At 70.8% G+C, this 18,091-nt stretch carries 18 protein-coding genes; 13 read left to right on the forward strand and 5 right to left on the reverse strand.

The window, feature by feature from the left end; translation table 11 throughout:
- Positions 1–168: 168 nt before the first annotated feature.
- Complete coding sequence (locus IEZ27_RS07655; RefSeq protein ID WP_125648210.1) at positions 169–813, reverse strand: B3/B4 domain-containing protein; 645 nt, start codon at positions 811–813, stop codon at positions 169–171.
- 75 nt (positions 814–888) lie between these two features.
- Between IEZ27_RS07655 and IEZ27_RS07660 the strand changes: the two genes are divergently transcribed.
- Both IEZ27_RS07660 and IEZ27_RS07665 read left to right on the forward strand, forming a co-directional pair.
- A complete protein-coding gene (locus IEZ27_RS07660; protein WP_229823597.1) occupies positions 889–1,482 on the forward strand; it encodes a winged helix-turn-helix domain-containing protein in 594 nt (197 codons plus the stop codon).
- The gene (locus IEZ27_RS07665) at positions 1,479–2,768 is read left to right on the forward strand and encodes an MFS transporter (RefSeq protein ID WP_189646590.1); all 1,290 of its coding nucleotides are present in this window, start codon (positions 1,479–1,481) and stop codon (positions 2,766–2,768) included. Before IEZ27_RS07660 ends, IEZ27_RS07665 begins: the two co-directional genes overlap by 4 nt.
- Here IEZ27_RS07665 and IEZ27_RS07670 read toward each other — a convergent pair.
- The gene (locus tag IEZ27_RS07670; protein ID WP_189646591.1) at positions 2,716–3,561 is read right to left on the reverse strand and encodes a glutathione S-transferase family protein; all 846 of its coding nucleotides are present in this window, start codon (positions 3,559–3,561) and stop codon (positions 2,716–2,718) included. The two genes, IEZ27_RS07665 and IEZ27_RS07670, sit on opposite strands and share 53 nt — an antisense overlap.
- Before the next feature lie 45 nt (positions 3,562–3,606).
- On the opposite strand from IEZ27_RS07670, the gene IEZ27_RS07675 reads away from it, so the two are divergent.
- The 8 genes from IEZ27_RS07675 to IEZ27_RS07710 all read left to right on the forward strand — a co-directional run bounded on the left by IEZ27_RS07675 (position 3,607) and on the right by IEZ27_RS07710 (position 12,645).
- Positions 3,607–4,665: an MBL fold metallo-hydrolase gene (locus IEZ27_RS07675; protein WP_229823603.1), complete on the forward strand. Its 1,059-nt coding sequence runs from the start codon at positions 3,607–3,609 to the stop codon at positions 4,663–4,665.
- Between the two features lie 56 nt (positions 4,666–4,721).
- Positions 4,722–5,594 (forward strand): SDR family oxidoreductase, encoded by an 873-nt coding sequence (locus IEZ27_RS07680; RefSeq protein WP_189646593.1) that lies wholly within the window; start codon positions 4,722–4,724, stop codon positions 5,592–5,594.
- Between the two features lie 179 nt (positions 5,595–5,773).
- The gene (locus IEZ27_RS07685) at positions 5,774–6,931 is read left to right on the forward strand and encodes an ROK family transcriptional regulator (RefSeq protein ID WP_189646594.1); all 1,158 of its coding nucleotides are present in this window, start codon (positions 5,774–5,776) and stop codon (positions 6,929–6,931) included.
- 12 nt (positions 6,932–6,943) lie between these two features.
- Positions 6,944–8,428: a sugar ABC transporter ATP-binding protein gene (locus tag IEZ27_RS07690; RefSeq protein WP_125648230.1), complete on the forward strand. Its 1,485-nt coding sequence runs from the start codon at positions 6,944–6,946 to the stop codon at positions 8,426–8,428.
- The gene (locus IEZ27_RS07695; RefSeq protein WP_189646595.1) at positions 8,428–9,435 is read left to right on the forward strand and encodes an ABC transporter permease; all 1,008 of its coding nucleotides are present in this window, start codon (positions 8,428–8,430) and stop codon (positions 9,433–9,435) included. The genes IEZ27_RS07690 and IEZ27_RS07695 overlap by 1 nt, the downstream gene beginning before the upstream one ends.
- The gene (locus IEZ27_RS07700; RefSeq protein ID WP_189646596.1) at positions 9,432–10,478 is read left to right on the forward strand and encodes an ABC transporter substrate-binding protein; all 1,047 of its coding nucleotides are present in this window, start codon (positions 9,432–9,434) and stop codon (positions 10,476–10,478) included. Before IEZ27_RS07695 ends, IEZ27_RS07700 begins: the two co-directional genes overlap by 4 nt.
- 11 nt (positions 10,479–10,489) lie before the next feature.
- The gene (locus IEZ27_RS07705; RefSeq protein ID WP_189646597.1) at positions 10,490–11,644 is read left to right on the forward strand and encodes a Gfo/Idh/MocA family protein; all 1,155 of its coding nucleotides are present in this window, start codon (positions 10,490–10,492) and stop codon (positions 11,642–11,644) included.
- Positions 11,641–12,645: a sugar phosphate isomerase/epimerase family protein gene (locus IEZ27_RS07710; RefSeq protein WP_189646598.1), complete on the forward strand. Its 1,005-nt coding sequence runs from the start codon at positions 11,641–11,643 to the stop codon at positions 12,643–12,645. Before IEZ27_RS07705 ends, IEZ27_RS07710 begins: the two co-directional genes overlap by 4 nt.
- 533 nt (positions 12,646–13,178) lie before the next feature.
- Here the strand turns inward: IEZ27_RS07710 and IEZ27_RS07715 are convergent.
- Positions 13,179–13,928, reverse strand: a complete 750-nt coding sequence (locus IEZ27_RS07715) for a helix-turn-helix transcriptional regulator (protein WP_229823605.1) — start codon at positions 13,926–13,928, stop codon at positions 13,179–13,181.
- A gap of 118 nt (positions 13,929–14,046) precedes the next feature.
- Here IEZ27_RS07715 and IEZ27_RS07720 point away from each other — a divergent pair, with 118 nt between their 5' ends.
- The 3 genes from IEZ27_RS07720 to IEZ27_RS07730 all read left to right on the forward strand — a co-directional run bounded on the left by IEZ27_RS07720 (position 14,047) and on the right by IEZ27_RS07730 (position 16,393).
- On the forward strand, positions 14,047–14,574 hold the full coding sequence (locus tag IEZ27_RS07720; protein ID WP_189646599.1) for a DUF2231 domain-containing protein: 528 nt from the start codon (positions 14,047–14,049) through the stop codon (positions 14,572–14,574).
- 69 nt (positions 14,575–14,643) lie between these two features.
- The gene (locus IEZ27_RS07725; protein ID WP_189646600.1) at positions 14,644–15,087 is read left to right on the forward strand and encodes a hypothetical protein; all 444 of its coding nucleotides are present in this window, start codon (positions 14,644–14,646) and stop codon (positions 15,085–15,087) included.
- Between the two features lie 85 nt (positions 15,088–15,172).
- A complete protein-coding gene (locus IEZ27_RS07730; protein WP_189646601.1) occupies positions 15,173–16,393 on the forward strand; it encodes an NAD(P)/FAD-dependent oxidoreductase in 1,221 nt (406 codons plus the stop codon).
- 135 nt (positions 16,394–16,528) lie between these two features.
- Here IEZ27_RS07730 and IEZ27_RS07735 read toward each other — a convergent pair whose 3' ends face one another.
- Positions 16,529–16,852: a hypothetical protein gene (locus IEZ27_RS07735; RefSeq protein ID WP_125648257.1), complete on the reverse strand. Its 324-nt coding sequence runs from the start codon at positions 16,850–16,852 to the stop codon at positions 16,529–16,531.
- A 137-nt stretch (positions 16,853–16,989) separates the two neighbouring features.
- Entirely contained in the window at positions 16,990–18,078 is a 1,089-nt protein-coding gene (locus tag IEZ27_RS07740; RefSeq protein WP_125648260.1) for a Zn-dependent alcohol dehydrogenase, read from the reverse strand.
- Between the last annotated feature and the right edge of the window lie 13 nt (positions 18,079–18,091).

The following is an 18,091-nucleotide window of genomic DNA, read 5'->3' on the forward strand; positions in this document are numbered from 1 at the left end:
GTTAGAGAACCTGTCCAAGGCTACTCGCCCGGACCGGCAGCGCGCGCCGAAGAGCACGTGCCGCCTCGAACGATCCTCTCAGGACATGCCGTAGAGGTCACGCGCGCCTAGTCAATCCAGGGAGAGCCGTCTTTGTTACTGTTTGGTATCAACGTGTGGGCGGCAGGTTTACTTCCCGCCGGACACGATCCGGCTGGTGATCCGCACCTCGGGTGACAACTCCGACAGCAGGTCCGCCAGCTCCTTGCCGGCCTGCTGGAGCTCCTCCATCGACATCGGCTCCAGGCGTTCGAGCAGGAAGATCGCGTTGGTCGTCTCCTCGGTGAGCCGGGTGCGCGCCACCTGACGCCAGTTCCAGCGGCGGCAGGTCACTCCGGCGTCGTCGCGCCAGATCACCTCGCCGGGCTCGGGCTGCCCGAGCGCCTCCTCCGACGCCTCGTCGCCGGTCGCCCGCACCAGCCGGGCCGGGCCCGCGTAGTGGTCGAGGTCCTCGCCGCCGATGGGCAGCGCGTGCTTCACGCTGATCGTGTTGTACGCGTCGACCACCCGGTTGATCTCCGGCAGCGGCATGCGGCGGGTGAGCGCGTCGACCGAGGGCCTGGTGCGCTGCGGCTTGGCGCCGAAGGCGCGGTAGGCGTCCTTCCAGGCGTCGATCTTGTCGGTCTGCACCTCGGCCGCCGACGCCTCGGCCAGCCAGGCGCGGGTGCGGTCGTCCGTCGGGCCGTTGCGCAGGCCGTGGGCGAACATGACCAGCACGGCGAAGTCGGGGCGCAGGGCGAGGACGGCGTCGTCCACCTGGATCTCATCGAGCATCCGCCCAGTTTAGAAGGCCGGGGAAACCACAAAAATCACTTTGCAAAATTGTCTTTGTGGTTTAGTGTCGTGCTCATGGAAGAGCAGTACAAGATCAGTGACCCGCAGGTGCTCAAGGTGGTGGCCCATCCGCTGCGGGTGCGGTTGCTCGGGCTGCTGCGCAGCGACGGCCCGGCCACCGCGAGCGAGCTGGGGCGCAAGGTGGGGGAGAGCTCCGGCTCGACCAGCTACCACCTGCGCGAGCTGTTCAAGTACGGCTTCATCGAGGAGGACCCCGAGCGGCGCGACGGCCGTGAGCGGCGCTGGCGGGCCCGCCACCGCTACACCTCGTGGGACAGCGGCGAGCTGATCGGGACCGACGAGGGCCGCGAGGCGGTCCGGATCATGCGGATGCGCCAGGTCGAGTCACTCGCCCGCGTCGTCCAGGACTACGACGAGCGCGACTGGTCCCCCGAGTGGGTGAGCGCGGCCGGGATGAGCGACGACTTCGTGGAGCTGCCCCCGGCCGGGCTCAAGGAGCTGGACGAGAAGGTCGAGGAGCTGATCCGCGACCTGGCCGCCCGCCACGCGGGAGACCCCGAGACCCAGCAGGTCCACATCTGGATCGGCGGCTTCCCCCGCGCCAAGGACCGCGCCGAGAACCCTGAGATCGAGGAGCAGGACCGATGACCGCCCGATCCGCCTTGCGGCGCTACATGCTCGTCAGCTTCCTGACCTGGCTGCCCCTGGGCCTGATGGTCGCCAGCATGGTCCTGCTGATGACCGACCGGGGGCTCAGCCTGACCCAGATCGGCCTGTCCGTGACCGTCTTCTCGGTCGTCACCGCGACCCTGGAGCTGCCCACGGGCGGCCTGGCCGACGTCATCGGGCGGCGGAGGGTGCTGGCCGCCTCGGCCGTGTTCACGGCGGCGGCGCTGGCGCTGATGAGCGTCTCCACGGTGTTCTGGATGTTCCTGGTCAGCGGCGTGCTCAAGGGTGTGGCCAGGGCGCTGTCCAGCGGCCCGGCCACCTCCTGGTACGTCGACACCCTCCACGGCATCGAAGGCGGCGACGCCGACCTCAAGCCCGGCTTGGCGCGCGGCAACGCGATGGAGTCGGCGGCCCTGTGCGCGGGCGTGCTGGTGGGCGGCGCGGTGCCGCTGCTGGTGCCGCCGGGTCTGATGACGCCGCTGGCCGTGCCGTCGCTGCTGGGGGCCGTGGCGGCCGTCGTCCTGCTGGTCGTGGTGGTGTTCGCGCTGCCGGAGCCGGCCCATGACCGGCGGTCGCTGGGGAGCGTGCTGCGCGAGGTGCCGGCCACGATGGTCTCCGGGGTCCGCCTCGCCGCCGGGAACGCGGTGCTGCGCCGCCTGATGGCCGCCGCCGCCGCGTCCGGCGTGCTGCTGATGACGATCGAGCTGCTGACCCCCGGGCGCCTGGCCGAGCTGGCGGGCACGGCCGAACGCGGCAGCCTCGCCTACGCCGTCGTCGCGGCCCTGGGTTACGCCGCCAGCGCCTTGGGCAGCGCGCTCGCGCCCCGCGTGGCGCGGCTGGCGGGGAGCTCGGCCCGGGGCGCCGCGGCGGGCGCGGTGCTCTGCGCGCTGTCGGTCGGCTCGCTGGCCGCCACCGCCGGGCTCGGCGGGGCGCCCGGCCTGGTGGCGGCCGGGCTGGCCTACCTGGTCATGTTCGCCGGGTTGTCGGTGACCGCGCTGCTCTGCCTGGAGATGCAGCACAACGCGGTCTCGGCCGCCGAGCGCACCACGGTCACCTCGACGTCCTCGCTGTCCTTGCAGGCCGGCGGGGTGCTGGCCAACTCCACGCTGGGCGTGCTGGCCGCGCAGGCGGGTGCGGCCACCGCCTGGTGGGTGGCCTCCGGCGTGGTGCTGGCCTCGGCGCTGCTGTTCGCCGCGATGCCGAGGCCGGGCGTCACGCGCTCCAGTCGAGCTCAGGTCCTACCGGAACGATCCTGCTCGGGTTGATGTTGGTCTGCGTCATGTAGTAGTGGCGCTTGATGTGGTCGAAGTCCGTGGTGTCGCGGAAGGCGGGGATCGCGTAGAGCCTGCGCGTGTACGCCCACAACGCCGGATAGTCCGCCAGCCGCCTGATCGAGCACTTGAAGTGGCCGTGGTAGACCGTGTCGAACCTGACCAGCGTCGTGTAGAGCCGTACGTCGCTGTCGGTGAGCGTGCCGAAGAGGAACTCCGACTCCGCCAGGCGCACCTCCAGCAGGTCGAGCGTGGTGAACACGCGGGCGACGGCCTCCTCGTAGGCCTGCTGCCCGCGGGAGAAGCCGGCTTCGTAGACCGCGTTGTTGAGGCCGTGGTAGAGGCGGTCGTTCATGATGTCGATGTCCGGGCGCAGGCGTTCCGGATACAGGTCGGGTGAGGTGCCCCACGACGTCTCCAGATCGAGGGTGATCTGCGGGAAGTCGTTGGTGACGATGCGTTCGTCCCGGGTGTCCCAGATGCACGGAACGGTGTAGCGGCCCGTGTAGCCCGGATCGGTCGCGTGGTAGAGCTCCGACAGGTACAGGGGGTCCCCGTCGGGGATCCGCCAGCCCTTGTCGTCGCGGATGGGGTCGACGATCGTGACGTCCAGCAGGTCCTCCAGGCGGAGCAGGGCGCGGACGATCAGCACGCGCTGTGCCCACGGGCAGGCGTAGGAGGCGTAGAGCCGGTAGCGGCCGGGCTCGGGCGGCCCGAGCCGTTCGGTGAAGCGGTTCGGCTGCCGGACGAAGCGGCCATCGTCTGAGATCTCGCGGCTCAGCTTCATGACCCCTAGTAGAACATGATTCGGGACCAGAACTATATTCGGGGCATGGCGAAGTTCGTGGTGACTCCTTCCAACGCGGCGCAGCGCGAGGCATGGCTGAGCGGGGCGGTTCCCGAGGTCGAGCGGGTACGTCCGGGGCTGTGGTCCATCCCGGTGCCCATCCCGATCAACCCCCTCCGGTACGTGCTGGTCTACGCCCTGGAGTTGCCCGACGGCGTGGCGATCGTGGACGCCGGCTGGAACACCGACGAGGCGTACGACGCCCTCGCCGCCGGGCTGGCCGTGGCCGGTTACGGGATCGCCGACGTCAGGGCCGTCCTGGTCACCCACCTGCACCCCGACCACTACGGCCTGGCGGGACGCGTCCGCGAGGCGTCGGGCGCCTGGATCGGCCTGCACCCGGCCGACGCGGGCCTCGTGCGCGAGCGGTACGACGACGCCGCCATCGACTCGCTCGTCCAGCGGGAACGGGCCCTGCTGCGGCGCTCCGGCGTGCCCGAACTGAGCCTGGACGAGCTGGCCGGGGCGTCCATGATGATCAGGCACATGGTCACGATGGCCCGTCCGGACCGGCTGATCGAGGACGGCGAGGACCTCGGGCTGCCCGGCTGGGACCTGCGGGCCCTCCACACCCCCGGGCACACCCCCGGCCACCTGTGCTTCGTCTCGCCCGCGCGCAGGTTGTTGTTGTCCGGCGACCACGTGCTGGCCAAGATCACGCCGATCGTGGCCGTGCATCCCCAGTCGGGCCCGAACCCGCTGGCCGACTACCTCGACTCGCTGGCCGCCGTACGCAAGCTGGAGGTCGACGAGGTGCTGCCCGGCCACGAGTACCGCTTCCTGGAGCTGGCCGGACGGGTCGACCACGTCATTGCCCACCACGACGAGCGGCTGGCCGAGATCGAGCGGGTCGTCGGCGCGGACGACGGCGTGACCTGCTGGGACGTCGCCACCCGGCTGAGCTGGTCGCGGCCCTGGGAGACGATCCCGCCGTTCATGCGCCGGGCGGCCAACAACGAGACGCTGGCCCACCTGGTATGGCTGGCGGCCCAGGGCAGGGTACGCAGGGAGGAGGGCGAGCCCGAGCTCTGGAGACGCGCCTGAGCGGGTCGGTTATCGTACTCCTACCAGAATGTTGTTCTCTTGCTCTGGAGGGTTCGATGCTTCGGTTCGATGACAGGGTCGCCATCATCACGGGCGCCGGGCACGGTCTCGGCAGGGCGCACGCGCTCCTGCTCGCCGAGCGGGGCGCCCAGGTCGTGGTCAACGACCTCGGCGGCGCCCTCGACGGCACCGGCGCGTCCACGGGCCCCGCCGCCGAGGTGGTCGAGCTCATCACCAAGAACGGCGGCCGGGCCGTCGCCAACACCGACAACGTGGCCACCCCCGAGGGGGCCCAGGCGCTCGTGCAGACGGCCGTCGACGCGTTCGGCAAGGTCGACATCGTCGTCAACAACGCCGGCATCCTGCGCGACAAGTCGTTCGGGAAGATGACGGTCGAGGACTTCGACAGCGTGCTGGCCGTGCACGTACGCGGCTCGTACCTGGTCAGCCAGGCCGCGTACCCGCTGATGAAGGAGGCCGGACACGGGCGGATCGTCAACACCTCCAGCCCGGCCGGGCTGTTCGGCAACTTCGGCCAGGCCAACTACTCCACGGCCAAGATGGGCCTGGTGGGCCTGACCAAGACGCTGGCCATCGAGGGCGCGCGCAACGGCATCAAGGCCAACGCCATCGCGCCCATCGCCTGGACCAGGATGACCGAGGCGCTGCTGCCCGCCGAGTTCGAGGAGAAGTTCACCCCCGAGCGGGTGAGCGCGCTCGTGGCCTACCTCGTGCACGACTCGTGCGAGTCCAGCGGCGAGGTGTTCACCGTCGGCGGCGGGCGGGTGGCCCGCGTGTTCGTGGCCGAGGGGCCGGGCTGGAAGACCGACGACCTCACGCCCGAGTCGATCGCCGGCAATTGGGGGTCGGTGATGGCCGAGCAGCCGTACGTGCTGACGGCCGGCGACTCGATGAAGGCCATGCTCTAGCGTCCGCGACCTGCGCGAAGCCGGTCATCGCCCGTCCGGGCGGCGGCCGGCTTCCGTGCGTTCCGGGGGCGTTTGACGGACGCCATACGTCAGGCTTTGTTCGATCTTCGGCATAAGTCAGCCAAGTTTGGTCGAATCAGACTCTTGATTTGCCGCATCAGTGATCTTATTGTCTCCGCATGACCCCCCAGCCGGGCTCGGCTGCCGACGTACTGACGCTCATCAGCGCCGGATCGGCGACCACCCGTTCCGATCTCGCGCGCCTCACCGGACTGGCCAGATCCACGATCTCCCAGCGGGTGGACGCGCTCATCGAGCGCGGCCTCGTCGAGGAGACCGAGAGCGGCGAGTCCACCGGCGGCCGGCCACCACGCCAGCTCCGCCTGCACACCGAGCAGCACGCCTTCGCCGGCGTCGACCTGGGCGCCACCCACTGCCGGGTCGCGCTCATGGACATCTCCGGCGGCCTGCTGGCCGAGTGCGAGGACCCGGTGGTGATCGGCGAGGGCCCCGAGAAGGTGCTCGCCCACGTCGACCAGCGGCTCGACCGGCTGCTCGGCGAGGTGGGACGGCCGCGCCGGGCGCTGCGCGCGATCGGCATCGGCGTGCCCGGCCCGGTCGAGTTCGCCACCGGCCGCCCCAACAACCCGCCGATCATGCCCGGCTGGAACGACTACCCCGTCCCCGAGTACTTCGACGGCATCGAGGTGCTGGTCGACAACGACGTCAACGTCATGGCGCTCGGCGAGCACCGCAACGCCTTCCCCGGGACCAACCACCTGCTGTTCGTCAAGGTCGGCACCGGCATCGGCTGCGGCATCGTGGCCGACGGCAAGCTGCACAGAGGCGCCCAGGGCTCGGCCGGCGACATCGGCCACATCCGGGTCAGCGGCCACGACGACGCCGGCTGCCGCTGCGGCAACAGCGCCTGCCTGGAGGCCGTGGCCGGCGGCGCCGCCATCGCACGGCGGCTCACCGAGCTGGGCCTGCCCGCCGAGAGCGGCGCTGACGTCGTGGCGCTCGTCCAAGGAGGCGACACCCAGGCGCTGCGGCTGGTCAGAGAGGCCGGACGGCTCATCGGCGAGGTGCTGGCCGGCCTGGTCAACTTCTTCAACCCCGAGGTCATCGTCATCGGCGGCGCGCTGTCCCGGGTCCACGAACACCTCCTGGCCGGGATCAGGGAGACGATCTACCGCAGATCGCTGCCGCTGGCCACCCATCAGCTGTCCATCACCCCGAGCCGTACCGGGATCAACGCCGCCGCGCTCGGCGCCGGCCTGCTCGCCATCGAGCACTATCTGTCACCGGACAACATCAACCGCATCGTCAACGCCTGAAGGGGACCCCCGATGCTGGTCATGAAGGGCATCGTCAAGCAGTTCCCCGGAGTGCGCGCGCTGGACGGGGTCGACCTCGACGTACGGGCGGGCGAGGTGCACTGCCTGCTCGGCCAGAACGGCGCGGGCAAGTCCACCCTGATCAAGGTGCTGGCCGGCGTCCACCAGCCCGACGAGGGCACGATCGTCTTCAACGACGCGCCGGTGCGCCCGAACAGCCCGATCGACGCCATCAGGCTCGGCTTCGCCACCATCTACCAGGAACTCGACCTGGTCGACGGCCTCAGCGTCGCCGAGAACATCTTCCTCGGCCACGAGCACGCCCGCTTCGGCTTCGTCAACCGGCAGGCCGCCCGGCGCGCCGCCCGCGAGGTGCTGGAACGCCTCGGCCACGGCGAGATCCGCCCGTCGGCCGAGGTCGGACGGCTCTCGCCGGCCGCCAAACAGGTCGTCTCGATGGCCCGCGCCCTCTCCCACGACGCCCGCCTGATCATCATGGACGAACCGTCGGCCGCCCTCGCCCACGACGAGGTCGCCAACCTGTTCCGCATCATCCGCGAGCTGACCGCCCAAGGCGTGGCCGTCGTCTACATCTCCCACCGGCTGGAGGAGATCCGCGAGATCGGCGACCGCGTCACCGTGCTCAAGGACGGGCGTACGGTCGCCGTCGGCCTGCCCGCCCGCGACACCCCCACCGCACGCATCGTCTCCCTCATGACCGGCCGCAACGTCGAGTACGTCTTCCCGCCCCGCCCCACCCGGCCCCCCGGCGAGGAGGTGCTGCGCGTGGAGAACCTGACCGCGCCCGGCCTGTTCGCCGACGTCTCCTTCACCGTGCGGGCGGGCGAGATCGTCGGGCTGGCCGGGCTCGTCGGCAGCGGCCGTTCGGAGATCCTGGAGGCCGTCTACGGAGCCCGTCCCGCCGCCGGCCGCGTCACGCTCGCGGGCAGACCGGCGCGGCGCGGCGTCGTCGGCACCGTCCGGCAGGGCATGGGCCTGGCCCCCGAGGAACGCAAGGCCCAGGCCCTGCTCCTCGACCAGAGCGTCACCGCGAACATCACGCTCGGCACCCTGCCGGGATTCGCCAGGTTCGGGTGGATCGACCGCAAGCGCGAGCGGGCCGAGGCCAAACGCCTGGCCGAACTCCTCGACATCCGCCCGCCCGACCCCGAACGCCCGATCAGGACGTTGTCGGGCGGCAACCAGCAGAAGGCGGTGCTCGCCCGCTGGCTGCTCGGCGGACGCAGGCTGCTGCTGCTCGACGAACCGACCAGAGGCGTCGACGTCGGCGCCCGCGCCGAGTTGTACGCCGTCATCCGAGACCTGGCCGACCAGGGCATCGGCGTGCTGCTGGTCTCCAGCGAGGTGCCCGAGGTGCTGGGCCTCGCCGACCGGGTGCTCGTGCTGCGCGAGGGCGCCGTCATCCACGAGGGCGAGGCGGCCGGCCTGGACGAGCACCGCGTACTGGACATGATCATGGATGGGAGGGCCGCGTGATGAGCGACCCCATTGAAGCGCCCGAACGTCCCGCCGCCGGGATCGCCGGGCCGAGACCGTCCCTGCTGAACGGGTTCGCCGAGATCCGCCACGTCGGCCTGCTGGGCGCGCTCGCGCTGCTCGTCGTCGTCGGCCTGGTCACCCGGCCGGAGAACTTCGCCACCGCCTCCAACCTGGTCAGCATCCTGGCCCTGGCCGCCACCATCGGCGTGATCACCGTCGGGGCCACGTTCGTGATCATCGGCGGCGGCATCGACCTGTCCGTCGGCGCGGTCATGGCGCTGGCCTCGGTGTGGGCGACCACGCTGGCCACGCAGTCGTACGGGCCCGTCGTCATGGCGATCTGCGCGATCCTCGTCGGCACCGGGGCCGGGCTGGTGAACGGGCTGCTGATCGCCTACGGGCGCATGGTGCCGTTCATCGCCACCCTCGCGATGCTCGTGGCCGCGCGCGGCCTGGCCCAGCGCATGTCCGACAGGAAGACCCAGCTCATCCAGGTCGAGGGCATCGTGCAGCTGTCCACCACGCGGCTGCTCGGCATCCCGCTGCTGGTCTACGTGTTCGCCCTGGTCGTGGTGCTGGGGTGGATCGTCCTGAACCGCACCACGTTCGGCCGCCGCACGTACGCGGTCGGCGGCAACCCCGAGGCGGCCAGGCTGGCCGGCATCGACGTACGCAGGCACACGATGCTCCTGTACGCCCTGTCCGGCTTCTGCTGCGGCGTCGCCGCGATCCTCATCATGGCCCGCACGACCACAGGCTCGTCCACCCACGGCGACCTGTACGAACTCGACGCCATCGCCGCCGTCATCATCGGCGGCACCCTGCTCACCGGAGGCCGGGGCACGATCATCGGCTCGATCCTGGGCCTGCTGATCTTCACCCTCATCACGAACCTGTTCATCCTCAACGGGCTCAACACCAGCGACCAGCTGATCGCCAAGGGCCTGATCATCGTCGTCGCCGTCCTTCTCCAGCGGCGGAACCTGAAAGCGAGAGCAATATGAGTGAGAACGTCGCGCGCAGGGGATTCCTCGTCGGCGGGGCAGTGCTGTTAGCGGCGGGCTGCACCAGCAACGAGCCCGCGGCCGCGCCCTCGTCGGCGGCGCCCGTGCCCTCCCCCGCCGCCGGCGGTAACGACGAACCCGGCCAGAAGGTGACGATCGGCTTCTCCGCGCCGGCCGCCGACCACGGGTGGATCGCGGCCATCGCCAAGAACGCCGAGAGCGCCGCCAAGCAGTACGCCGACATCGACTTCAAGCCCGTCGAGCCGACCAACGACATCAACCAGCAGATCTCCGCCGTCGAGTCGCTGATCGCGGCCAAGGTGAACGCCCTGGTCATCCTGCCGAACGACGGCCAGCAGCTCAACCAGGTCGCGCTCCAGGCCGCGCAGGCCGGCATCCCGGTCATCAACCTCGACCGGGTCTTCCCCGACAAGCTGGCCTACCGGACCTGGATCGGCGGCGACAACTACGGCATGGGTGTCGCGGCCGGGCACTACATCGGCAAGCAGCTCAAGGACAAGGGCGTCGCCAACCCGGTGATCGTCGAGATCCAGGGCATCGCCACACTGCCGCTGACCCAGGACCGCAGCAAGGGCTTCGCCGACGCGCTGAAGACGTACGGGTTCAGCGTGACGGCCAAGCAGGACGCCAAGTTCACCGTCGAGACCGGCAACCAGGTGGCGACCTCGCTGCTGCAGGCCCACAAGAAGATCGACGCGCTGTGGAACCACGACGACGACCAGGGCGTCGGTGTGCTGGCCGCCATCAAGGAGGCCGGCCGCGACGAGTTCGTCATGGTCGGCGGCGCCGGCTCGCTGAACGCCATGAAGGAGATCCAGGCCGGCACCTCGGTGCTGAAGGCGACGGTCACCTACAGCCCCACGATGGCCTCTTCGGCCGTCAAGCTCGCCAGGTTGATCGCACAGGGCAAGGGCATGAGTGACCTCGTGGAGAACCAGGTCCCGCAGTCGATCACCCTCGCGTCGGAGACGATCACCAAGGAGAACGTCGACAAGTATCTGGCGCTCGGATTCGAATCCTGATCGGGGGTTGCATGTCAGACAAGACCACCATCGGCGTGGGCATGATCGGGTATGCGTTCATGGGCCGCGTCCACTCCCAGGCCTGGCGTAACGTCGGCGCGTTCTTCGACCTGCCGCTCGCGCCGCGCATGGCGGTGCTCGGGGGCCGGTCGAAGGAGCACACCGCCGCCGCGGCCGCGCGGCTCGGCTGGGCCGACGTCGAGACGGACTGGAGAGAGCTCGTACGGCGGGACGACGTGCAGATCGTCGACATCTGCACGCCGGGCGACTCGCACGCCGAGATCGCCGTCGCCGCCCTGCGCGCCGGCAAGCACGTGATCTGCGAGAAGCCGCTGGCCAACACCGTAGCCGAGGCCGAGGCCATGGTCGCGGCGGCGGCCTCGGCGCCGGGCAGGAGCATGGTGGCCTTCAACTACCGGCGGGTCCCCGCGGTCGCGCTGGCCCGCCGGTACGTCCAGGAGGGCAGGCTCGGCGAGATCCGGCACGTACGGGCCCAGTACCTCCAGGACTGGATCGTGGACCCGGAGTTCCCGCTGGTGTGGCGGTTGCAGAAGGACAAGGCGGGCGCGGGCGCGCTCGGCGACATCGGCTCGCACATCGTGGACGCCGCCGAGTTCGTCACCGGTCAGCACGTGGTGGGCGTGTCGGGGCTCATGGAGACGTTCGTCAAGGAACGTCCGCTGGCCGGGGAGTCGGCGGGGCTGGGCGGCTGCCGTACCGAGGAGAGGGGGGCGGTCACCGTCGACGACGCCGCGCTGTTCATCGGGCGGATGTCGGGCGGCGCGCTGGCCTCGTTCGAGGCCACCAGGTTCGCGACCGGGCGCAAGAACGCGATGCGCATCGAGATCAACGGGCAGCTCGGCAGCCTGGCGTTCGACTTCGAGTCCATGAACGAGTTGTGGTTCAGCGCGGGCGGGGGCGGCTTCGAGCGGATCCTGGTCACCGAGCCCGACCACCCCTATGTCGGCGCGTGGTGGCCGCCGGGGCACGGGCTCGGCTACGAGCACACCTTCACCCACGAGATCAAGGACTTCCTGGAGGCCGTCGCCACCGGCACCGACCCCGAGCCGTCGTTCGCCGACGGGCTGCGGGTGCAGCGCGTGCTGGCGGCGGTGGAGGCGAGCGCGGCTGACGGCAGCCGATACACCACTGTGGAGGACTCATGAGACCAGTCACGCTGTTCACCGGGCAGTGGGCCGACCTGCCGTTCGAGGAGGTGTGCAGGCTGGCGGCCGAATGGGGTTACGACGGCCTGGAGATCGCCTGCTCGGGTGACCACTTCGACGTGGCCCAGGCCGTGGCGGATCCGTCGTACGTGGAGCAGAAGCGCGCCCAGCTCGACAAGCACGGGCTGAAGGTGTGGACGATCTCCAACCACCTCGTGGGCCAGGCCGTCTGCGACCACCCGATCGACGAGCGGCACAAGGCGATCCTGCCCGCGCGTATCTGGGGCTCGGGCGACCCGGAGTCCGTACGCCGGGCCGCGGCCGAGGACATGAAGAACACGGCCAGGGCGGCGGCGGCGCTCGGCGTGGACACGGTGGTGGGGTTCACCGGGTCGTCCATCTGGCACACCGTGGCGATGTTCCCGCCGGTGCCGGCGTCGATGGTGGAGGCCGGGTACCAGGACTTCGCCGACCGCTGGAACCCGATCCTCGACGTGTTCGACGAGGTGGGGGTGCGCTTCGCGCACGAGATCCACCCGAGCGAGATCGCCTACGACTACTACACCACCCAGCGGACGCTGGAGGCGATCGGGCACCGTCCGGCGTTCGGGCTGAACTGGGATCCCTCGCACATGGTGTGGCAGGACCTGGACCCGGTGGCGTTCATCCTGGACTTCAGGGACCGGATCTACCACGTGGACTGCAAGGACACGCGGGTCCGGATCGGGGACGGGCGCAAGGGGCGGCTGTCGTCGCACCTGCCGTGGGCGGACATGCGGCGGGGCTGGGACTTCGTCTCCACAGGGCGAGGGGACGTGCCGTGGGAGGACTGCTTCCGGGCGTTGAACTCGATCGGGTATGACGGGCCGATCTCGATCGAGTGGGAGGACGCGGGGATGGATCGGCTGGACGGGGCTCGGGAGGCGTTGGGGTACATCCGCCGGCTGAACTCGATCACGCCCCCGGCCTCGTCCTTCGACGCAGCCTTCTCCGCCGGCTAGAAGGGCCTCCCGGGCGCGCCCCAGAACAGGCTTCGCCCTGGGGCGCTGGCGCGCCGGGGGCTCAGGCTGCCGTTCCTTCGGGCGCCTCCGGCGCCCCGGCCGCCACCCCTCACCTGGTTACCGGCTTGACGACGGGAGCCCACCCCGCCGGTTTCCGCCTCCCGGCAGTCGACCACCGTGAGCCCCGCAGCTGTCGGCGGCCCCGAGCGTCACGACGTTGACACCGGCGAGCCCCCAGGCATGTCGACGACACCGTGCCCGAGAAGCGTTGACCCGGTCTCAACAGGGCCGCACACATGCCACCAGGAAGCAGCCTGGCCCGCCACAACCCGCCCCCCGGCCCGGAGTGAAGCGGCGCTCCCTCACGGACGGCCAGGGGCCTTCGGGGCACCGCCTGCCGGCCTCCCCGCGAACGTCCTCAGCGCGTCGCCGCCGTGGAGTCAACGCTCCGGCGTCGGCCGTCGAGCCCCCTCAGGTGATCGGCCGAGAGGGCCGCAGTCCGTACGGCTCCCCTGCGTGGCCGCCGGAGCCGGTCAAGGGCTCTCTGGAGGCGCGTCCTTGCCGCAGGCCGCCTCCTGATCCCCCGCCGCGCCGGGGACGCCGAGTTCCACGCAGCAGTGGCCCGGACGGGGGATGAGCGTGGCCTGTACGGCCGGGGCGTCCAGGCCGGTGAGGAAGCCGGTCAGGAAGGCGTGGTTGATGCCGCACACCAGCTCGGGCGCCCTGGCCGCGAGGGGATGGAACGGGCAGTTGCGCAGCCGGACGAGCGTGGGGGTGTCGCGGCTGGGCTCGAAACCATGACGTTCCAGGACGTGCTGGGCGCAGGTCAGGGCGCGTTCGGGGCCGAGCCTGGCGCCGCGGAGGCCGGCGCGTTCGGTGTGGCCGAGGTGGCGGCCGCGTTCGCCGGCGAGGCGGCGGGCGGCTTCGCCGGCGCTCTCGCCTGGGGTTTCGGCCAGGACGGCGTCGATCAGGATGTCGGCGAGGAGGACGGGTTCGCGCTGGGGGATGCTGACCTGGACGTCCAGCGCGGAGGGCTCGTAGACCTTGGGGGTGCGGCCGACGCGGCGTAGCCCGCCCGGTTGTTCGTAGCGGGTGGTGAGCAGCCCGGCGTCCACCAGCTTGTCCAGATGGAAGGCGGCGAGCTTGCGGGAGATGCCCACGCTCTGGGCCGCCTCGTCGCGGGTGACGGCGCGTCCGGCCCGGCGGATGAACTCGTACATGCTGCGGCGCAGGTCGTCGCTGAGCGCGGCGACCGCCGCGAGGCTCGTGGAGTCGGACGTCACACATCCACGATAACGCCTAGCAAATCATGTGAAACACCTGAAGACATCTCTTTGTACGCGGGAGGTTGACGGCGATCGGGAATATGTCCAAGACTTGTTGGTGAAATAGGAGGTGGTCATGGACGAGCCGACCCGACAGGCCAAGCAGCCGGTGACGGTGCTCGCGGGCCCGTACGGCCATCCGGTGCACCCGATCCTGGTCACCGTGCCGATCGGGGCGTGGGTGGCCAGCCTGGTCTTCGACGTCGCCTCCCACCTGGTGTCGCCGGGCGGCTTCCTGGCACAGGGGTCGGTGTGGCTGATCGCCCTCGGCGGGATCGGCGCGCTGGCCGCCGCCTCGGTCGGATTCCTGGACCTGTTCGCCATTCCGCCGCGTACGCCCGCGTTCCGGACCGGCCTGGTGCACATGGGGCTCAACCTGGCGGTCACCGCCGGGTACGCGGCCGGATTCGCCTGGCGGCTGAGCGAACCGGGCCGCCAGGCGGGGCCCGTACCGGTGGGACAGATCGTGTTGTCGGCGGTGTGCCTGGCCGTGCTGGCGGTGTCGGGCTACCTGGGCGGCAAGCTCGCCTTCCGCTACGGGGTCCGCGTCGCCGACGAGCACACCCAGGCCGAGGGGTTCGACACCGCGCGCACCACCGGCTGACCGCCCGGCGGGCGAGGTTTAGCGCCACCTCGGACATACGAATGCCTTCGTCTGGAAAGAAGGAGAATCATGGAGATCGCCGCACTGATCACCTGGCTCGTCACCGCCCTCGGCGGCTTCTACATGCTCGGCACGTGGATCGCCCGCGGCGGCGTACGCCAGCAGAAGACCGGTGAGTCCAAGCTGCCCGCTCCGGTGATCTTCGGGCACTTCCTGCTCGCCGCGGCCGGCCTGGTCGTCTGGATCATCTACCTGTTCGCCGACGTGACCGCGCTGGCCTGGCTCGCGTTCGGGCTGCTCGTGCCGGTCGCGCTGCTCGGGTTCGTGATGCTGGCGAGGTGGATCCCCGTCCATCGTGGCCGGGTCGCGCGGCTCGGCTCGGGCCCGGCCCCGGCGGAGGGGGCCCCGGTGCCGGCCGAACGGGGTTTCCCCGTTCCCGTCGTCGCCGGTCACGGCCTGTTCGCCGTCGCGACCGTCGTACTGGTGCTGCTCAGCGCGCTCGGCGGGAGCTGATGTGCGCCGCGATCCTCACGCCGCCTGCCGGCGGTCCGTTGAATCCTTCGTCTGAATCCTTCGTCCAGGAACAGGAGATCCGACCATGCCCGGACCCGCAACGTTCGTGATCGCCGGCGGCGGCCTCGCCGCCGCCAAGGCCGCAGAGACCCTGCGCGGCGAGGGCTTCGACGGCCGCCTCGTGCTGGTCGGCCGGGAGACCCATCTGCCGTACGAGCGGCCGCCGCTGTCCAAGGACTACCTCCAGGGCGCGGGCGAGCGCGACAAGATCTTCGTCCACGACCGTTCCTGGTACGCCGAGCACGACGTCGAACTGCGGCTCGGCGTCGAGGTCACCGGCATCGACCCGGCCGCCCACCGGGTCACCCTCACCGGCGGGGAACAACTCGGCTACGACAAGCTGCTGCTGGCCACCGGTTCCGAGCCGCGCCGTCTCACCATCCCCGGCGGCGACCGTCCCGACGTGCTCTACCTGCGTACCGTGGACGACAGCGAACACCTGCGCGCCACCCTCGCCCGCGTCGGCCGCATCGCGATCATCGGCGCCGGCTGGATCGGGCTCGAGGTCGCCGCCGCGGCGCGGGCCGCGGGCGTGGAGGTCACCGTGATCGAGACGGCGTCCGCCCCGCTGCTGCGCGTGCTCGGTCCGTACGTCGCGCAGGTGTTCACCGCGCTGCACCGGGAGCACGGCGTCGAGTTCGTCTTCGACGCCCACCCCACGGAGATCACCGACTCGGGTGTCCTGCTCGGCGACGGCACCCGCATCGAGGCCGACGTGGTCGTGGCGGGAGTGGGCGCGGCCCCGGACACCTCGCTCGCGCGGGCCGCCGGGCTGACCGTGGACGACGGCGTCCAGGTCGGGGCCGACCTGCGCACCTCCGACCCCGACATCTTCGCCGCCGGGGACATCGCCAACGCCTACCATCCGCTGCTGGAACGCCACGTCCGGGTCGAGCACTGGGCGAACGCGCTCAACCAGCCCGCCACCGCCGCCCGCGCGATGCTCGGCCGCGCGGACGCCTACGAGAACCTGCCGTACTTCTACACCGACCAGTACGACCTGGGCATGGAGTACGTAGGCCACATCCCGCCCGGCGAATCCCCGGACGTCGTGATCCGCGGCGACCTGGACGCCCGCGAGTTCATCGCCTTCTGGCTGGCGGAGGACAAGGTGCTGGCCGCGATGAACGTCAACATCTGGGACGTCACCGACCACACCCAGGCCCTCATCCGCTCCCGCAAGCCCGTGGACCGAGCCGGGCTCGCCGACCCCGACGTCCCCCTCGACCGCCTCCTGCCCTCCTGACCTCCGGCTCCCGTCGTCCTCGCCGTCCTCGGCGGTGGGCGCGGCGCCGTGCGGGGCGCGCGCTCACTCGCCGAGGACGACGGCGTCCCGCGGCGGCCGGATCCGGCGCCGCCGGGACGTCTCACCGGAGCCGGATCAGCGGACGACGCGGCAGACCAGGGCGTTCGACTGGCCGCGCAGGGCGGTCATCACCACGTCGGTGGTGAGGTACTTGCAGGCCAGGTAGGGGTCGCCGGACCCGGCGTACTGCAGGGTGCCGCCGGGGCCGTCGATGTAGCAGCGCAGGCCGCTGGACTCGTAGAAGCCGATCCACGAGGACGAGCTGACCTTGGCGTGACAGTATTCGCCGATCGAGAGGGGCCCGAAGGGCACGTCCACGACGGCCGCGTGGGCGGGCGCCGCGACGCCGAGCAGGGCGGCGGCGGCGAGCGAGAGCAGAGCGAGGCCGCGACGAAGCATGGATACTCCTTGGGGGGTGTGGGCACTCAACCCGGAGTATCTATTAGGAAACTTTCCTGTGCAATGGCCCGCAGGCGACCAGTACGGCCGATCGCCCGGCCCCCGTCCCAGGGAGGATGGGGGCCGGGCGTTCGGCGTCAGTCCATGATGACGATCTGGCGGAGCACCTCGCCGCCCCGCAGCGCGGCGACCGCGTCGTTCAGGTCGCTCAGCCGGATGCGGGCGCTGATCATGGACTCCAGGTCGAGTTGTCCCGCCTTGTGGAGCTTGGCGAAGTACGGGAAGTCGTGCCGCACGTCGGCCTCGCCGTACAGGCTGGACAGCAGTTTCTTGCCCTCGAACAGCAGGCTGAAGGCCGAGATCGAGACCATGTCGTCCAGCGCGCCGGCGCCGACCACGACGACGTCGCCGCCGGCCCGCGTGACCTGCCAGGCGCTCTGGATGGTCGCCGCCTTGCCGACGACCTCGAAGCCGTAGTCGAAGCCGCTGCCGCCGGTCAGCTCGTTCAGGGCCTCGGGGACCTGCTCGGGCGTGACCGCGTGGGTCGCGCCGACCTTCTTGGCCAGGGCGTGCTTGGACTCCAGCGGGTCGATCGCGAGGATCGTCCTGGCGCCGGAGAGGCGGGCGCCCTGGATGACCGACAGGCCGACGCCGCCGCAGCCGATCACCGCGACCGTGGAGCCGGGACGCACCTTGGCGGTGTTGATCGCGGCGCCCACGCCGGTCGTGATGCCGCAGCCGATCAGGGCCGCCGCCTCCCATGACACGTCCTCGTCGATCTTGATGGCGCCCTGCCAGGGCACGATGATCTCCTCGGCCCACGTGCCGCAGCCCGCCATGCCGAACGCCGTCGCGTCGTCCCCGCCGAAACGGAAGTAGCCCTTGCTGAACGACTCGATGACGTACTTCATGCACATGTACGGCTGCCCGCCCACGCACAGGTCGCAGGCCCCGCAGGCCGGGCGCCAGCTGATGACCACGTGGTCGCCCGGCGCGACCGACGTGACGTGCTCGCCCACCTCGACCACCTCGCCCGCGCCCTCGTGGCCGGGGACCAGCGGGACCGGCTGCGGCAGCACACCGGACATGGCCGACAGGTCCGAATGGCACACACCCGTGGCTCTGATCCGTACGCGGACATCGGTCGGCCCGACTGGGGCCAGGGTGATGTCGTCGCGGATGTCCAGCTTGTCGTTGCCTACGGCGTGCAGGATCGCGGCGCGCATGGGGTTCCTCCTC

The organism is Nonomuraea spiralis (assembly GCF_014648435.1).
GTDB classification, from domain to species: domain Bacteria; phylum Actinomycetota; class Actinomycetes; order Streptosporangiales; family Streptosporangiaceae; genus Nonomuraea; species Nonomuraea spiralis.

Bases quoted from the DNA above. Each gene is read 5' to 3' on its own strand.
- IEZ27_RS07700 (WP_189646596.1), top strand. From the start codon at position 9,432: ATGAGTGAGAACGTCGCGCGCAGGGGATTCCTCGTCGGCGGGGCAGTG.
- IEZ27_RS07655 (WP_125648210.1), bottom strand. From the start codon at position 813: ATGCTCGATGAGATCCAGGTGGACGACGCCGTCCTCGCCCTGCGCCCC.
- IEZ27_RS07705 (WP_189646597.1), top strand. From the start codon at position 10,490: ATGTCAGACAAGACCACCATCGGCGTGGGCATGATCGGGTATGCGTTC.
- IEZ27_RS07730 (WP_189646601.1), top strand. From the start codon at position 15,173: ATGCCCGGACCCGCAACGTTCGTGATCGCCGGCGGCGGCCTCGCCGCC.
- IEZ27_RS07740 (WP_125648260.1), bottom strand. From the start codon at position 18,078: ATGCGCGCCGCGATCCTGCACGCCGTAGGCAACGACAAGCTGGACATC.
- IEZ27_RS07710 (WP_189646598.1), top strand. From the start codon at position 11,641: ATGAGACCAGTCACGCTGTTCACCGGGCAGTGGGCCGACCTGCCGTTC.
- IEZ27_RS07725 (WP_189646600.1), top strand. From the start codon at position 14,644: ATGGAGATCGCCGCACTGATCACCTGGCTCGTCACCGCCCTCGGCGGC.
- IEZ27_RS07665 (WP_189646590.1), top strand. From the start codon at position 1,479: ATGACCGCCCGATCCGCCTTGCGGCGCTACATGCTCGTCAGCTTCCTG.
- IEZ27_RS07670 (WP_189646591.1), bottom strand. From the start codon at position 3,561: ATGAAGCTGAGCCGCGAGATCTCAGACGATGGCCGCTTCGTCCGGCAG.
- IEZ27_RS07735 (WP_125648257.1), bottom strand. From the start codon at position 16,852: ATGCTTCGTCGCGGCCTCGCTCTGCTCTCGCTCGCCGCCGCCGCCCTG.
- IEZ27_RS07675 (WP_229823603.1), top strand. From the start codon at position 3,607: ATGGCGAAGTTCGTGGTGACTCCTTCCAACGCGGCGCAGCGCGAGGCA.
- IEZ27_RS07680 (WP_189646593.1), top strand. From the start codon at position 4,722: ATGCTTCGGTTCGATGACAGGGTCGCCATCATCACGGGCGCCGGGCAC.
- IEZ27_RS07685 (WP_189646594.1), top strand. From the start codon at position 5,774: ATGACCCCCCAGCCGGGCTCGGCTGCCGACGTACTGACGCTCATCAGC.
- IEZ27_RS07690 (WP_125648230.1), top strand. From the start codon at position 6,944: ATGCTGGTCATGAAGGGCATCGTCAAGCAGTTCCCCGGAGTGCGCGCG.
- IEZ27_RS07695 (WP_189646595.1), top strand. From the start codon at position 8,428: ATGAGCGACCCCATTGAAGCGCCCGAACGTCCCGCCGCCGGGATCGCC.
- IEZ27_RS07660 (WP_229823597.1), top strand. From the start codon at position 889: ATGGAAGAGCAGTACAAGATCAGTGACCCGCAGGTGCTCAAGGTGGTG.
- IEZ27_RS07720 (WP_189646599.1), top strand. From the start codon at position 14,047: ATGGACGAGCCGACCCGACAGGCCAAGCAGCCGGTGACGGTGCTCGCG.